The following is a 15,695-nucleotide window of genomic DNA, read 5'->3' as shown; positions in this document are numbered from 1 at the left end:
TCAGGCGATGCGTGTTCCCGGAGGAAGCCGACGGGCGGGCGTGCGCGTGCGCGACCAGGCGCCGGCGAAGAGACCGCCGGCGATCACCAGCTGGATGCCGAGCCCGACGAACCAGCTCGGCACCGTGCCGCGCATCTGCTCCTCGGGGGTCGGCGAGGCCACCGGCCCGCCGCTCTCGCACGGATCCCACTGCTGCGGTTCGGGCCGCACCTGAGCCATCCGCACGCCGTACTTCACCTGCCCGAACAGGTCCTGCGGGTAGCCGTCGACGAACGGCGTCGGCGTGGCGTCGGCCAGCACGACGAACGGGTTCGCCGCGAGGAAGCCCCAGACCAGATCGAACCGCGGCTGCTCGTAGGTGTACTCCTGCCACTGGTCGCAGATCGGCTCGCCCGAGTCGTCCCACATGCGCTCCTGCTGGGTGTATTCGGTGCGCAGCGCCGCGCCGCCCAGCCCGAAGGCGATGAGCGTGCCGATCACGAGCGCTGCGACGACGAGGTAGGTGGCGGCGATCGAGAACAGCGGACGCGCGATGAGCCCGCTCAGCCCCACCCCCATCGCGGCGACCACGATGGTCTCGGCCAGCAGCACGAGCACCGAGACGAAGAACATCCCCGGCGTGACGCCCCCGCCGATCAACCCGGCGGCGAGGAACGGCACGGCGATGACCAGGAACGCGCACCCGGTCGCGACGGCGGCCAGCAGCTTGCCCAGCATGATGTCGCCGGTGGTCGCGGCGGTCACCTGGATCGGAGCGAGGGTCGCCGCGTCGCGATCCCCGTTGATCGCGTTGCCGCTGAGCGTCGGCGACACGAGCACCACCAGCAGCAGCACGAAGTTGACGATGATCGAGAAGACGCCCGCGCCGGGCAGCTCGTTGTTCGAGAAGACCAGGAACGACAGGGCTGTGATGCCCAGCAGCAGCACGGCGAAGATCCCGAGCAGCACGTACCAGCCCACGCTGCGCAGCCGCTGAGTCAGCTCGAGCCGGGCGATGGTGAGGATGCGGGATGCGCTCACGACGCGGCTCCTTCCTGCGGTGCCGCCGGTGGCGGCGGAGGTGGTGCGGGTGCCGACGCCGGCGGCGATCCCGGATGCCGGAGGGCGAGGAACGACGCCTCGAGGGCGCTCTGCGCGGGCCCGTACTCCAGAACCGGCAGACCGGCGGACACGAGGGTGCGCAGCGCCCCGACGGCGCCCGCGTCGTCGGCCACGACGAGCAGCGCGTCGCCGCGGTCGGCACCGACCTGCTCGCGCGGCACGCCGAGAGCATCCGCCACCGCCCCCGGCGCCTCGCCGACCGCGAGCCGCACCCGGTAGGTGCGCGTGGCCGGGGCGGGCGCCGCGGCGACGACAGAGCCCGCGACGAGGAAGACGGTGTCGTCGACGACCTCCTCGAGCTCTGACAGCACGTGGCTGGAGATGAGGATGGTCGTGCCCTGCGCGGCGAGGTCGCGCAGCAGCATGCGCAGCTGCACCCGCGCCTCGGGGTCGAGTCCGGATGCCGGCTCGTCGAGCAGCAGCACCCGCGGACGATGCACGAGAGCACGGGCGAGGCCGAGCTTCTGCTTCTGGCCGCGGGACAGCACCCGTGCGGGCGACCCGGCGTGATTGGTCAGCCCTACGAGCGCGAGCAGCTCGTCGGCGCGCGATCGGGCATCCGCCGGCGGCATGTCGTGCAGCCGTGCCGTCGTGACGATGCTCTCCCGCGCCGTCAGCGACGGCCAGGCGCCGAGGGTGTCAGGCATCCAGCCCAGCATCCGCCGCACCGCCGCCGGATCGGCGACCGGATCCACGCCGTCGATGCTGATGCGACCGGCATCCGGGGCGAGCAGCGACGCGAGCATGAGCAGCAGCGTCGTCTTACCCGCGCCGTTCGGACCGACCAGCCCCGTGATACGACCGGGCAGCGCGTGGAAGGTGGCATCGACCACAGCATCCACCGACCCGAACGACCGCTTGACCCCCTGCGCGACCACTCCGTCCATGAGACCCGAGCCTAGGGCAGCGAGCCCAGGGCAGAGGTGACAGAATCAGGCCATGCGCACGATCCTCAACATCATCTGGGTCATCTTCGCCGGATTCTGGCTGTGGCTGGGGTACATCCTGGCCGGCATCGTGCTGTGCATCCCGATCATCACCATCCCGTGGGCGATCGCGTCGTTCCGCATCGCCGGATACTCGCTGTGGCCGTTCGGGCGTCAGGTGGTCGATCATTCCAAGGCGGGGCTCGGATCGATCCTCGGCAACATCGTGTGGGTGATCCTGGCCGGCTGGTGGCTCGCCCTCGGCCACATCCTCTCCGGCATCGCGCTGTGCATCACGATCATCGGCATCCCGATGGGGATCGCCGACTTCAAGCTCGTGCCCGTGTCGCTCATGCCCCTCGGCAAGGAGATCGTGCCCAGCCGCGGCGGTGCCTTCAAGCGGTGAGCTCGCGGCTCAGCCGAAGAACGCGAGTCCCAGGTCGGGATGGTCGACGAACACCCCGTCGACGCCCGTGTCGGCGATCTCTCGCCACTCGGCCTCGTAGTCGCCGAACGCCGACTTCGCCTTGCCGATGCGGAACCGCGAGTCGAGGAACGTGTTCTCAGGGCGGCACGTCCAGGTGAACACCCGCAGACCGCGCGCATGCGCGTCGGCGACGATCGTGTTCCCCGACGCCAGCAGCATCCTCTTGCTGACGCTGATGCCGTCGATTGACCCTGCCAGCCGGTCGAGACCGTCGGGCGTGACGGCGGACGCATAGTCGGGCGCGTCGTCGCCCCGCGCGCTGACGAGGTCGAACGGCGCGCCGGTCGCCTCGATCAGGTAGATGAAGGATGCCGCGATGCCGGTCTTCTGCAGTCGATGCAGGATGGTCGACTCGAACGACTCGATGATCAGCGGCAGATCGCCGTCGGCCCAGCCGCCCGCCCGCAGGTCGCGCTCGATGAGCGGCGCGAGGTCGAGTCCGATGCTGTCGAAGTAGGTGGCGTGCTTGATCTCGAGCACGATGCCGATCTCACGTCCGTGCTCGTCCGACCCGGCGCGCACGAGGTCGAGCAGGTCGGTGAGGCGCAGGATGGGCTGCCCGTCATCGAATGTGGCGCTGGAGCGGCGGATCTTCGGCAGCCGCTCGCGGGTGCGCAGCGTCGACAGCTCGGCCCAGGTGAAGTCCTCGGTGAACCAGCCGGTGAGCGAGACGCCGTCGATGCGCTTGGTGGTGCGGCGTCCGGCGAACTCCGGATGATCCGCCACGTCGGTGGTTCCGGAGATCTCGTTCTCGTGCCTCAGCACGAGCACGCCGTCCTTCGTCGCGACGACGTCGGGCTCGACGGCATCCACCCCCATCACCAGGGCGAGCTCGTACGACGATCGGCTGTGCTCGGGACGGTAGCCGGGGGCGCCCCGATGCCCGATGATCAGCGGTCTTCTCCTGGGCACGCTCACAGCGTAAAGCACCCATTCCATAGGTTGCCGCGAGTATCTTTGAGGAAAGAGATGACCGATCCCTCGGGAGCAGAGGCCACCATGAGCAATTTCGCATTCAACAACCCGGCGTTCCAACAGCAGGATCCGCGAAATGTCGCGTCCTATCCCGGTTCGTCTCAGGGCACCTACGCGCCGCCGCCCGCGCCGGGCGCAGCCGCCGGCACCGCGTCGTTCCAGCACGCGGGAATGGATGCCGCCGCCAACGCGCAGCTGGAGGGAATGTACACCTCGCCGTCCGCCGGCGCCCTCGAGACCGACCGGATGACGGTCGAGGACACGGTGTGGAAGACCGCCGGTCTCTTCGCCATCCTGCTCGTGACGGCCGTCGCCGGATGGGTGTGGACGGCGACGAGCTTCGTCAACTCCGGCGGCAACGCCGACATGACCCCGTGGCTCGTCGGCGCACTGGGCGGCTTCGTGCTCGCCATGGTCGTCACGTTCACCTCGCGCAAGAAGGTGCGCCCCGCCCTCATCTGGGCGTACGCGGCGTTCGAGGGCCTGTTCGTCGGTGCCATCTCGGCCTACTTCGAGATCATCTGGCCGGGCGTGGTCATGCAGGCCACCCTCGCGACCATCGCGGTCGTCGGCGTGACTCTCGCGCTCTTCGCCAGCGGCAAGGTGCGCGCCAGCGCGAAGATGACCAAGATCGTGATGATCGCGATGCTCGGCTACCTGGTCTTCTCGGTGCTCAACCTCGTGCTGATGTGGACGGGCGTCCTGCCCGCCGGTCAGGCTTTCGGCCTCTACAGCGCCGAGATCTTCGGCATCCCGCTCGGCCTCATCATCGGCGTGCTGGTGGTGTTCATGGCCGCCTACTCGCTGGTGATGGACTTCGACCAGATCCAGCAGGGCGTGCGCAACGGTGCCCCGCGCAAGTACGGCTGGCTCGGCGCCTTCGGCATCATGGTGACCGTCGTCTGGCTGTACGTCGAGATCCTGCGCATCCTCGCGATCCTGCGCGGAAACGACTGATCAGCAGCTGTTTCGCGAACGGGCCGCTCTCCTCGGAGGGCGGCCCGTTTTGTCTGTCCGCGAGCTTTTACCGCATCCGAGGAATGTGCACAAGGGGATGACGCACACTCGTAGCGATCGGGCAGGGTTGATTCATCCGGGAACCCCCGGTATCACTCACAGATCGGAGACAATCATGGGCTTCCTCGCCTTTCTCCTCCTCGGACTCATCGCCGGCGCGATCGCGAAGCTGATCCTTCCCGGCAAGCAGGGCGGCGGCTGGATCGTCACCCTTCTGCTCGGAGTCGTCGGCGCGCTGCTCGGCGGCTGGCTGGGCAGCGTGCTGTTCGGCAAGGGTGTCGAAGGCTTCTTCGACCTCGGCAGCTGGCTGCTCGCGATCGGCGGCTCGATCATCGTGCTGCTGATCTACGGCCTGATCGTCGGCCGCGGAGACCGCCGCCGCGTCTGACCTCCCCAGGAAAGAGGCCGCTGCCTTCGGGCAGCGGCCTCTTTCCTGTGCGGGCACCGATCGATGACGGACCGGACTTTCTCTGAGATTCTTGTCCGATGGCACTCGTCGAGCAGATCAGGGAGGCGCTTCGCGCGGCCGCCGACCCCGCGCTCGCTCCCGGCCAGCAGGCGTACATGAGATCCGCGCTGCCGTTCCTCGGTGTGCGGATGCCGGCCGTGCGGGCTGCGGTGCGGGCTGCATGTCGGGACGCCGATGCTGCCGTGCTGCTCGAGACCGCGCTGGCCCTGTGGCGCGAGGCGGAGTTCCGCGAGGAGCGCTACGCGGCGCTCGCCGTCATGGCGCTGCGACCCCTGCGCGGCGACGTGACGCTGTTGAACGTGCACGAGGAGATGATCCGCACCGGAGCTTGGTGGGATCTGGTCGACGAGGCCGCCCATCGACTGCGGGAGCTGTTCGACGTCGATCCCCTCTGGATGGCGGTCGAGATGCGTGTCTGGGCAGACGATGACGATACGTGGGTGCGTCGCGCGGCCATCATCTCCCAGCTCGGCCGGCGGAACGCCACCGACCGCGATGTGCTCGAGTACGCGATCCTCGCCAATGTAGCCGATCGGCAGTTCTTCCTCCGCAAGGCGATCGGCTGGGCGCTGCGCGACCTCGGCAGGCACGATCCGGACTGGGTCAGGAGTTTCGTGTCGCAGCATCCGGAGCTGTCTGCGCTGTCGCGACGCGAGGCGCTGAAGCACCTCGGCTGAGCGACCGTGTCAGGGCGCACGGGAGACGAAGAAGGGGCCGCTCTCGCGGCCCCTTCTCTCACTCCCACTCGATGGTCGCCGGCGGCTTCGATGTGACGTCGAGCACCACGCGGTTCACCTCGCGCACCTCGTTGGTGATGCGGTTCGAGATCTTCGCGAGCACGTCGTAGGGCAGCCGGGTCCAGTCTGCCGTCATCGCGTCTTCGCTCGAGACGGGACGCAGCACGATCGGGTGGCCGTAGGTGCGGCCGTCGCCCTGCACGCCCACCGAGCGCACATCGGCGAGCAGCACGACCGGGCACTGCCAGATGGTCTCGTCGAGGCCCGCCCGGGTGAGCTCCTCGCGGGCGATCGCGTCGGCGTCGCGCAGGATCTCGAGACGCTCGCGGGTCACCTCGCCGATGATCCGGATGCCGAGGCCGGGGCCCGGGAACGGCTGGCGGCCGACGATGGCCTCGGGGATGCCGAGCTCGCGTCCGATCGCGCGGACCTCGTCCTTGAACAGCGCGCGCAGCGGCTCGACGAGCTCGAAGTCGAGGTCGTCGGGCAGGCCGCCCACGTTGTGGTGCGACTTGATGTTCGCGGTGCCCGCTCCCCCGCCCGACTCGACGACGTCGGGGTACAGGGTGCCCTGCACGAGGAACTTCACCGGCGCCCCGCCGGTGGCCTTCGCCTCTTCGACGAGGTCGCGCTGCACCTGCTCGAACGCGCGGATGAACTCGCGGCCGATGATCTTGCGCTTGGTCTCGGGGTCGGTCACCCCGGCAAGGTGACCGAGGAAGGTGTCGACGGCGTCGACGGTGATCAGGCGCACGCCGGTGGACTCGACGTAGTCCTTCTCGACCTGCTCGCGCTCGCCCTTGCGCAGCAGACCGTGATCGACGAAGACGGCGGTGAGCTGGTCGCCGATGGCCTTGTGCACGAGAGCGGTCGACACGGCGGAGTCGACACCTCCGGAGAGTGCCGAGATGACGCGGGCGTCGCCGACCTGCTCGCGGATGCGCTCGATCTGCTCGGCGATGACGTTGTCGCTGTTCCAGTCGGCGGGAAGACCCGCGCCGCGGTGCAGGAAGTTCTCGATGATGGCCTGACCGTGGTCGGAGTGCTTGACCTCGGGGTGCCACTGCACGCCGTAGAGCCTGCGCTCCTCGTCCGCGAACGCGGCGACCTTCGTGGCCTCGGTGGTGGCGAGCACCTCGAAACCCTCGGGAGCGCGTGACACCTGGTCGCCGTGGCTCATCCACACGTTCTGCTCGGCGGGCTGACCGGCGAGCAGCGTGCTGTCGGTGGCGGAGATGTGCGCGTCGGTCGCGCCGTACTCACGCAGGCCGGTGTGCGCGACCTCGCCGCCGAGTGTCTGCGCCATGTACTGGAAGCCGTAGCAGATGCCCAGCGTGGGGACGCCGAGCTCGAACACGGCCGGGTCGAGCTTGGGTGCACCGTCTTCATACACCGACGACGGACCGCCCGAGAGGATCAGCGCGACGGGGTTCTTCGCCGCGATCTCGTCCGCGGTGGCGGTGTGCGGCACGATCTCGCTGTACACCCCGGCTTCGCGGACGCGGCGGGCGATCAGCTGCGCGTACTGCGCTCCGAAGTCGACGACCAGCGCGGGGCGCTGCTGGGTCTCGGTCTGCTCGGTCAACGGACACCTTCCGTGGTGGTGGGCGCAGGCGTCGCGGCTGGATCCGCGGCCTCACGCTGGGCGAGATAGGCCTTCACGTCGCGCGCGACGCGCACCTCCATGAAGAACGACAGCAGGGGGATCACGCCGCCGAGGGCGAGCAGGATGAAGCGCATGAACGGCCAGCGCATCATGCTCCACATGCGGAAGCAGGCGAACAGGTAGACGACGTAGAACCAGCCGTGCGCGATGAGGATGCCCTGCGACACGTTGAATCCGTCGCCGGTCGACTCGAGCCCGCTGGCGGTCTCGACGACGTCGGCGAACCAGAGCGGACCACCGGATCCGCCGAGGAAGAGTTCGAGGTGGATCGGCGTGTACTTCAGCACCATCTCGGTCACGAGCAGCAGCAGCATGACGCCGGTGATGATCGAGGCGATCTGGTAGAACTTCAGTGCTCCGCGGATCGCCGGGAAGCTGGCGACTCTGGGCTCGGGCATGCCCTCCATTCTAGCCGCCGCGCCGAAACGGCGAAGGCCGCCGGACTCGTGCCCGGCGGCCCCGCTGTCAGGGTCGTGCTCACCAGCCGGTGATCAGGCCCCAGATCCAGTCGACGATCTGCTGGATGATGCCGCCCAGTCCGCCGGCACGGTTGACGTGCACGGTGGCGGTGGCCGCGTCGCCGTCGGCCTGCATCACGGCCAGGGTGTACTTGCCCGGCTGGGTGCTCTTCGGCACGCGCACCGTCGTCGAGAACGTCCCGTCGTCTGCGACCTGCACGGTGCCGACCTGCACGGCCTGCCCCTTCTTGGGTCGCAGCTCGACGGTCACGGTCTCACCCGGCGTGAAGCGCTCACCGGTCACCGCGAGGGTGCCCCCGGCGCTGACCTTCGACGACCCCGTCTGGATGGTGCCTTCGAACGGTCCCGGCTCCGGCTCATCGGCCGCCACCGTGAACGGCAGCGTCACCGGGGCGCCGACGTTCGGGGTCGCGACGAGCGGCTGGCCCGCCGACCCTGCCGGGACGGTGAACTGGATGCTCGCCCGCCCGATCTCGTCGGTGGTGCTCACGATGGTGGAGTCGACCGCCGCCGATCCCACCGAGACGCCGCCGAGCGACAGCTCGACCGTCGTGGGCACCTGCTCCCCCGCACTGAACGCGAGCGACGAGAGCGACACGGTGACCACATCGCCCGCCGTGTATCCCTCCGCGCCCGGCGCCGGCGTGATCGAGGCGCCCACGGCACGCTGGTCGAGGTCGGGGCTCGCCGTCTTGTTGGCGTCGAACCAGTCGACCATCGATTGCAGGTCGATCTTGCCGGTGTCCTTCGGGCTCGTGCCCTTCGCCAGCGTGGCGAAGTTGTCTCCACCGGCGGCGAGGAACGAGTTGGCGGCGACCGTGTACGAGGCGGCCGGGTCGACGGCTGCACCGTTCACCGTGATCGAGGTGATCCGCGCGCCCTGCGCCGCGGTGGGATCGTACGTGTACGACAGCCCCTCCGAGACACCGAGCTTGAGGAACGGACGACTCGCACCCGCCGGCTGCCACTGCTCTTCGAGCACGGCCTTGAGCTGTGCTCCGGTGAGCTGGGTGGTGACGAGAGTGTTGGCGAACGGCTGCACCGTCGCCGCCTCACGGTAGGTGACGTTGCCGTCGGGATCGTTCGCGTTCGACGAGGCGTAGGTGAGGTTGGCACGGATGCCGCCCGGGTTCATCAGCGCCAGATCCGCGCCGGTGGCCCACTTCTGCACGTCGGCGACGAAGTTGCCGATCGTCGACTCGCCACCGCGGTTCTCGCTGCCGTCCGCCTGTCGAGCACGGTTGAAGTCCGCCGTGATGTCGCCCACCTTGATGGCGCCCAGCACGTCGGCTTCCTTCTTGGCGGCGTCGACGATGGCCTGCACCTCGGCGACCGGCTGGTAGTTGCCCGCCAGCGGACGGATCTCGTTCGTGATCGAGATGAGCTCGTTCTTCTTCGGGTCGACCTTCAGGTTCATCACGCCCATGTTCTCGCCGTACTGGCCCGCCGAGACGACCGGACGGCCGTCGATGACGTGGTTGTAGGCGAGGTGGGTGTGCGCCGAGACGATCGCGTTCACGTCGTCGCCGACGCCGTAGACGATCTTGCCCAGCGCGGACTCGGGAGTGATGCTGTCGACGGAGACCGTGGTCGCCCCCTCGTGCACGAGCAGGATGATCACGTCGGCCTCGCCGTTGGCGTCGTCGCCGTCGCGCAGGTTCGCCGCTGCCGTGTTCACCGAGTCGACGATGTCGCGCACGTCGAGGTCGGCGATCCCGGCCGGCGACACGAGCGAGTCGAGCTCTTCGGTCACAGCTCCGACGAAGCCGACGCGCACGCCGTCGACCTCCTTCACCCACGACGGGGCGAGGGCGGTCTCATCGGTGCCCTTGAGGAACACGTTCGACGAGATGTACTCCCAGTCGGCTCGCTGCTGCACGCGGTCGCGCAGGTCGGCCCAGCCCTGGTCGAACTCGTGGTTGCCCGCGGCGCTCACCTCGAGGCCGGCGGCGTTGAGGGCGTCGATGGTCGGGTTGTCGTCCTGGATGAACGACGTGAACGTCGACGCGCCGATCAGGTCGCCGGCCGCGGCGAAGATCGTGTTCGGGTTGGCCGCGCGCAGCGACTTCACCGCACCGGCCAGCACGGCTGCGCCGGCCGCCTTGCCGTCGGCCTCGATGCGACCGTGGAAGTCGTTGATCGTGGCGATGTCGATGCTCACCGGCGGCTCGGTCGCCGAGACGCCGACGAGAATCGGGTCGTGGTCGCTCGAGCGGTACGGCGTGCCCGTCTCGGTGGCGCCGTACGCATAACCGCGGTCGCTCCACTCGGGCGAGTTGATCGTCCACGCGTCCGCACCGATGATCGAGCGGGCGAGCGACGGCGAGGCGATCACGTGGTCGAGCGAGCCCAGCTCACCGTCGAACGTGTACGTGTAGCTGCCCGGCGAATGCGCGGGCACCGTGTCGACCCAGCCCTTCGACGTGAACACGTCGATCGGGTCCTCATGACCGTAGGCGTTGAAGTCGCCGATCAGCAGCATGTCGTCGCCGTGGACGCTCTTCAGCCGGTCGGTGAACGCGAGCAGCGACTGCGCCTGCTTCACCCGGTCGGCGTTGAAGAATCCCTGTCCGTCGGCCGGCTGCGCGCCGCTGCCCGACTTCGACTTGAAGTGGTTGGCGACCACGATGATCGTGCGACCGTGGGCGTCGAAGGCCTGAGCGATCGGCTCGCGGGCGTTGCCCCACACCGTCTCGTCGTCGATGGTCTGCGCGGCGCCGACGGTCTTCACCTCTTTCGCCTTATAGATGATCGCGTTCGTGATGAAGTCGGTGGTCGACGCGTTCTGCAGTGACTTCGGCGTGGGCACGTACGCCCACACGCCGCTGCCCGCTTCGGCGTTCAGCCCGTCGACGAGATCGGCGAGGGCGGTGTCGGCCGGCTTGCCCAGCTTCACCGAGTTTTCGATCTCCATGAGCGAGACGACGTCGGCATCCAGCCTGTTGATGGCCGAGACGATCTTCGACTTCTGGATCGCGAACTCGGCCGCGGTCTTCGCTCCGCGCGCGTCGGCGTTCTCGCTGACCAGCGTGGTGAAGTAGTTGTAGACGTTGAACGACGCGATCTTCACGTCGCCGCCCACGGAGGGCACCTCGGGGCGCGGGTTCTTCGTCGTGAAGCCGAACTTCTCGGCCGCCGGCGATGCGCTGTCGAGGGGCTTCACCGGCTGCAGACGCCAGTCGTCGAACCCGTACTGCAGCACGAGTCCCTTGCCGCCGAAGTCGACCGCGTCGCCGTTTCGCACCACGGCGTCCTTGGTGAAGTACGGCTGGTCGTTCAGGTGGTCCTTGTTGGTCACCTGGATGTTGAATCCGTCGTCGAGCAGGATCCGGTCGGCGCGGTTCGACGCGGCGATGGCATCCGCCTCGGCGCCGGGGCGCTTCAGCTCGGTGCTCTTGACGTTGAGCTCGCCCGGGTTCAGCCACAGCGTTCCGAAGTTGAACAGCTGGTGGCTGGAGGCGACGAGGTAGTCGCCGGTGGGCAGCACGAGCATGTTCTCGTACGCCTCGCGCGCCGTGCCGACGACGCTCGTGGGCAGCGGGGTGAGGGCGGGTACGCCGACCCCCGCGGTCACGACGGAGACGCCGGATGCCGCCGAAGGGGCGATCTGCGTCTGGCCGAAGTACTCGTCGACGACGCCGGTGACCGACACGAGGTCGCCGATCGCACCGGGAACGGTCTTGCCGTCGAGGAAGACGAAGATGCCGTCGGATGCGTTCGGCGTCTTGTCGTCGGCTCCGCCGGAACCTGCGGTCTGCACGACGATGCCCTTGTAGCCGCCGGCGCGGTGGTCGGCGGTGATGACGCCTTCGATGGTGACGGTCTTGCCCTTGTACGGGGAGACGTCGCCGGTGCCCTGCACGTCGGCGATGGCGACCTTCTGACCGGGCTCCGGTTCGGGCTGGGGCTCGGGCTCGGTGCTTCCGCCGGAGCCCGTGGGCGTGATCGTCGCGGAGAGCGTGAAGTCGGCCTTATTGTCGTCGGTGTCCTTGCCGTCGGTGCGGTTCAGCGACTTCACGTCAGTGTTGCCGGCCGGCGCACCGGCGACCGTGCCCTCGAACGTGTTCGAGGAGCCGTAGCCGAGCAGGTCGACGATGCCCTCCGCGCCGGCGGCGTTGCCGACGGGCAGGGTCACGGCCGAGGCGCCCTGCACGAGGGCGATCGTGCCGGTCGTTCCGCTCGGGGTCAGCGAGCTGGTCTGATCGGGCGTGGGCAGCGCAGCGCCGGCGGTGCCGTTGCTGTTCGCCTGCACGAGGAAGTATCCGCCGGCCTTGATGGTGCCCTTCAGCGCGACGACGCCGCTCGACGGGCCGGGGGCTGTAGCCGAGCGGTACTGCAGTGACATCCCGTCGAGGACGACATCCTTGTCGGTCGGGTTGTACAGCTCGATGAACTTGTTCTTGAACGCGGCGCCGGCGCTGCCGCCGGACAGGTAGGCCTCGTTGATCACGACGCCGGTGCCGGCGGGATTCGCGAAGGCCGGCGCGGCGATGAGCGTTCCCATGCTCATCGTGAACGCCGTGGTCAGCGCGAGCGCGGCGATGCGCCCCCGCTTCCTCTCATGGGCGACCGGAACGCCCGCGTTCCGGTCGGCAGGGGTGTGCATCATGAATGCGTCTCCTCATTCTGGATTGGCCGGAGATCTTGTGGATCCGCCGTCAGACGCGCGAGCACGTGCACGCGCATGACAGTGACCATAGGCCCGACTTCCGACATCGGGCAAGAGGATTCACCCTGCCGTCATCGGACGGCCATCGCGCGGATGCCTCAGGCGCGCGCGTCCTCGAAGTCCTCGACCTCACGCTCCCAGGCATCCTTCGCCAGGCGGTACCAGAGATAGAAGGCGAAGCCGGCGAAGATCGCCCACTCGGCCGCGTAGAAGACGTTCAGCCAGTTGACCGGCGACTTCTCCTCGGGTGCCGGGGAGTCGATGTCGACGAGTCCGGCGGGAGCGGTGAGGGATGCCAGATACGGACGGTACACGTCGAGCCGCTCGACATCGTGCCACTGACCGAGCAACGCCGCAGGAGACATCCGCGTCAGCGCGTGGATGTCGTCGGCCGGCGGCAGCTCGACACCCTCATCGTCGATCAGCCGGCCCGTGAGCTCGATCTCGGCGGCATCCTGGCGGGCGAGGGCGTCGGCGGCGGCATCCGCCTGCTCCCGAGTCGGCGCCCAGCCGAGCGCGACGGCGAGCGACGTGCGATCGGCGACCCGCAGCTGCCCGGTGACCCAGTACCCCTCGTCGTCGTCGCCGTTGAACCGGGACGAGATCACGATGAAGTCCTCGGCCACCCACTCGCCGCTCGTGGTGACCTTCTGCCCGCCGAGCGGCTCGGGCAGGTACTGACCCGGCTCGATCACGTCGGTGAGCGGTCGCACCTGCTCGGTCGCGCCGGGCGGCGGCGGATCGGTGTCGATCGCGCGGGCGAGCTGCCACTGGCCGAGCCAGGCGAAGACACCGGCGATCACCAGGCAGAGCAGGAGCACGCCGATCCAGCGCCGGCGCAGCATCACCTCGCGCAGCGTGGGCGGGAACTCCTGCGCCGCGGCGGGCTGCTGCTCGGTCATCCCAGCTCGTACGGCGCGAGCACGACCTCGACCCGCTGGAACTCCTTCAGGTCGGAGTACCCGGTGGTCGCCATCGACTTGCGCAGCGCGCCGATGAGGTTGGCGGTCCCGTCGGCGACCGGGGCCGGGCCGAACAGGATCCGCTCGAGGTCGGCGACGCGGTCGACGGCGACGCGACGCCCGCGGGGAAGTTCGGGGTGGTGCGCCTCGGCGCCCCAGTGAAAGCCCTGGCCGGGCGCATCCGTCGCGCGCGACAGCGCGACACCCAGCATCACGGCATCCGCTCCCATCGCGAGTGCCTTGACCATGTCGCCCGACGTGCCGACGCCGCCGTCGGCGATGACGTGCACGTAGCGTCCGCCCGACTCGTCGAGGTAGTCGCGGCGGGCCGCGGCGACGTCCGACACGGCGGTCGCCATCGGGGCGTGGATGCCGAGGGTCACGCGCGTGGTCGATGCCGCTCCCCCGCCGAAGCCGACGAGCACTCCCGCCGCTCCCGTGCGCATGAGGTGCAGGGCGGCGGTGTAGGTGGAGGCGCCGCCGACGATGACCGGCACGTCGAGGTCGTAGATGAACTTCTTCAGGTTGAGCGGCTCGACGGCGCTGGAGACGTGCTCGGCCGAGACGGTCGTGCCGCGGATGACGAACAGGTCGACGCCGGCGGCGACGACGGTCTCGTACAGTTCCTGGGTGCGCTGCGGGGTGAGCGAGCCCGCGACGGTGACGCCCGCCTCGCGGATCTCGGCGAGGCGCTGCTTCACGAGCTCCGGCTTGATCGGCTCGGAGTACAGCTGCTGCATCCGCACCGTCGCGTTGTCGGCGGGCAGCGCGGCGATCTCGTCGAGCAGCGGCTGCGGGTCGTCGTAGCGCGTCCACAGGCCCTCGAGGTCGAGCACACCGAGGCCGCCGAGCCTGCCGAGCGCGATGGCGGTCGCCGGGCTGACGACGGAGTCCATCGGGGCGCCGAGCACGGGGATGTCGAACGAGAACGCGTCGATCGTCCACGCGGTCGAGACGTCGGAGGGGTTGCGGGTGCGTCGCGATGGGACCACCGCGATGTCGTCGAACGTGTACGCGCGGCGCGCGCGCTTGCCTCGGCCGATCTCGATGTCCATGCTCACCCGTCCAGCCTACCCGTGGTGCCCTGTGGCCCGGCTTATCGGTGCGGCGCGCTGAGTGGCCGTCGGCCGCGCTCACCCGAGGTAGGCGAACACGCGAGCGTCGGTGGTCGAGAGCGTTCATTCACCTGCGTCGGCGTGTTCGCCTACCTCGGCCGAGTGCGCCGGAGGCCCACTCTTCCTGCACAACCGCCGCCGGCATCCGTTCCGTCCACATTCGCCCTGTTTCCGGCGCGTCGGATGCCCGGACCAGGCAAGCTCGTGCGTCATGAGAACTCCCCTGCTGACGTGGCTGGAGAACCGGCACGGCGTCGCGCACAGCTCGGAAGTGCGCGCGGCAGGCTACTCCGCCTGGACGGTGCGCGCGGCGATCGACGCGGGAACCCTTGCGCGGGTGCGCCGGTCGTGGCTGGTCAGCGCCGACTGCACCCCGCAGCGCCGCGCGGCCGCGCAGGCCGGCGGCCGGATCACATGCGTCACGGCCGCGCGCGAGAAGGGGTTCTGGACTCCGGATGCCGAGAAGACCCATGTCGCGGTCGCCCCGACGGCATCCCGTCACGCGCGCGATGGCCTGCAGGTGCACTGGGCGCAGGGGCCGCTGCCGGTCGCGCCCTTCAGCACCGAGGAGCCGCTGCTGAACGTGCTCTTCCACGTCGCGAGATGCCTCGACCCCGCCGAGGCCGCCACCGTGTGGGAGTCGGCGCTGCGCACCGGGTCGGTGACCCTGGTGCAGCTGCAGCGTACGCAGTGGGGAGCCCTGCGACCGGCGCAGGTGCTCGAGATGGTCGGCGCACTGTCGGACTCGGGCGTCGAGACGACGTTCGTGCGGATCGCGCTGACCTGCGGCGTCGAGGTGCGCCAGCAGGTCGTCATCGACGGACATCCGGTGGATGCCCTGATCGGCGAGCGACTCATCGTGCAGCTCGACGGCTTCGAGTTCCACAGCAAGGCCAAAGACAGGCGGCGTGATCTGCGCCAGGATGCCCGGCTCGCGCTGCTGGGCTACACCGTGCTCCGATTCGACTACCAGCAGATCATGTTCGACGCGCGATACGTGATGGAGACGCTCATGAATGCGATCGCGCAGGGTCTGCACCTGGCATCCCGCCGCTGAGCACCCCTTCGGCGCCTCCGGCATCCAGGCCCTCC

13 protein-coding genes are annotated in these 15,695 nt (G+C 69.1%); 5 read left to right on the top strand and 8 right to left on the bottom strand.

Annotation, left to right across the window (positions count from 1 at the left end):
- Together ACWIDW_RS10405 and ACWIDW_RS10400 are read right to left on the bottom strand one after the other, a co-directional pair.
- Positions 1–1,020, bottom strand: coding sequence for an ABC transporter permease (locus ACWIDW_RS10405; RefSeq protein ID WP_454125067.1), 1,020 nt, complete (start codon positions 1,018–1,020; stop codon positions 1–3).
- On the bottom strand, positions 1,017–1,988 hold the full coding sequence (locus ACWIDW_RS10400) for an ABC transporter ATP-binding protein (RefSeq protein WP_454125065.1): 972 nt from the start codon (positions 1,986–1,988) through the stop codon (positions 1,017–1,019). Before ACWIDW_RS10400 ends, ACWIDW_RS10405 begins: the two co-directional genes overlap by 4 nt.
- 52 nt (positions 1,989–2,040) lie before the next feature.
- On the opposite strand from ACWIDW_RS10400, the gene ACWIDW_RS10395 reads away from it, so the two are divergent.
- Positions 2,041–2,433: a YccF domain-containing protein gene (locus tag ACWIDW_RS10395; RefSeq protein ID WP_454125064.1), complete on the top strand. Its 393-nt coding sequence runs from the start codon at positions 2,041–2,043 to the stop codon at positions 2,431–2,433.
- 9 nt (positions 2,434–2,442) lie between these two features.
- Here the strand turns inward: ACWIDW_RS10395 and ACWIDW_RS10390 are convergent, their stop codons facing one another.
- Positions 2,443–3,426 carry a glycerophosphodiester phosphodiesterase family protein gene (locus ACWIDW_RS10390; protein WP_454125062.1) on the bottom strand — a complete coding sequence of 328 codons (984 nt, stop codon included), beginning with the start codon at positions 3,424–3,426 and terminating at the stop codon, positions 2,443–2,445.
- A gap of 87 nt (positions 3,427–3,513) precedes the next feature.
- Here ACWIDW_RS10390 and ACWIDW_RS10385 point away from each other — a divergent pair, with 87 nt between their 5' ends.
- From ACWIDW_RS10385 to ACWIDW_RS10375, 3 genes are all read left to right on the top strand, one after another.
- A complete protein-coding gene (locus ACWIDW_RS10385) occupies positions 3,514–4,446 on the top strand; it encodes a Bax inhibitor-1/YccA family protein (RefSeq protein WP_454125061.1) in 933 nt (310 codons plus the stop codon).
- 175 nt (positions 4,447–4,621) lie between these two features.
- The gene (locus tag ACWIDW_RS10380) at positions 4,622–4,894 is read left to right on the top strand and encodes a GlsB/YeaQ/YmgE family stress response membrane protein (protein ID WP_454125059.1); all 273 of its coding nucleotides are present in this window, start codon (positions 4,622–4,624) and stop codon (positions 4,892–4,894) included.
- A 98-nt stretch (positions 4,895–4,992) separates the two neighbouring features.
- Positions 4,993–5,652 carry a DNA alkylation repair protein gene (locus ACWIDW_RS10375; protein WP_454125057.1) on the top strand — a complete coding sequence of 220 codons (660 nt, stop codon included), beginning with the start codon at positions 4,993–4,995 and terminating at the stop codon, positions 5,650–5,652.
- Between the two features lie 58 nt (positions 5,653–5,710).
- On the opposite strand, the gene guaA is transcribed toward ACWIDW_RS10375, so the two are convergent.
- The 5 genes from guaA to ACWIDW_RS10350 all read right to left on the bottom strand — a co-directional run bounded on the left by guaA (position 5,711) and on the right by ACWIDW_RS10350 (position 14,543).
- On the bottom strand, positions 5,711–7,297 hold the full coding sequence (guaA, locus tag ACWIDW_RS10370) for a glutamine-hydrolyzing GMP synthase (RefSeq protein ID WP_454125055.1): 1,587 nt from the start codon (positions 7,295–7,297) through the stop codon (positions 5,711–5,713).
- Positions 7,294–7,776, bottom strand: a complete 483-nt coding sequence (locus tag ACWIDW_RS10365; protein ID WP_454125053.1) for a DUF3817 domain-containing protein — start codon at positions 7,774–7,776, stop codon at positions 7,294–7,296. Before ACWIDW_RS10365 ends, guaA begins: the two co-directional genes overlap by 4 nt.
- A 79-nt stretch (positions 7,777–7,855) precedes the next feature.
- Positions 7,856–12,466, bottom strand: a complete 4,611-nt coding sequence (locus ACWIDW_RS10360) for an ExeM/NucH family extracellular endonuclease (protein ID WP_454125051.1) — start codon at positions 12,464–12,466, stop codon at positions 7,856–7,858.
- Positions 12,467–12,624: 158 nt separating this feature from the next.
- Positions 12,625–13,428: an SURF1 family protein gene (locus tag ACWIDW_RS10355; RefSeq protein ID WP_454125050.1), complete on the bottom strand. Its 804-nt coding sequence runs from the start codon at positions 13,426–13,428 to the stop codon at positions 12,625–12,627.
- Positions 13,425–14,543 (bottom strand): GuaB3 family IMP dehydrogenase-related protein, encoded by a 1,119-nt coding sequence (locus ACWIDW_RS10350; RefSeq protein WP_454125313.1) that lies wholly within the window; start codon positions 14,541–14,543, stop codon positions 13,425–13,427. Before ACWIDW_RS10350 ends, ACWIDW_RS10355 begins: the two co-directional genes overlap by 4 nt.
- Positions 14,544–14,814: 271 nt before the next feature.
- Between ACWIDW_RS10350 and ACWIDW_RS10345 the strand changes: the two genes are divergently transcribed.
- Positions 14,815–15,660, top strand: coding sequence for a DUF559 domain-containing protein (locus ACWIDW_RS10345; protein WP_454125048.1), 846 nt, complete (start codon positions 14,815–14,817; stop codon positions 15,658–15,660).
- Positions 15,661–15,695: the final 35 nt, after the last annotated feature.

This window comes from Microbacterium sp. NPDC055312 (genome assembly GCF_053645675.1).
This window is presented reverse-complemented; position numbering and strand designations above follow the sequence as displayed.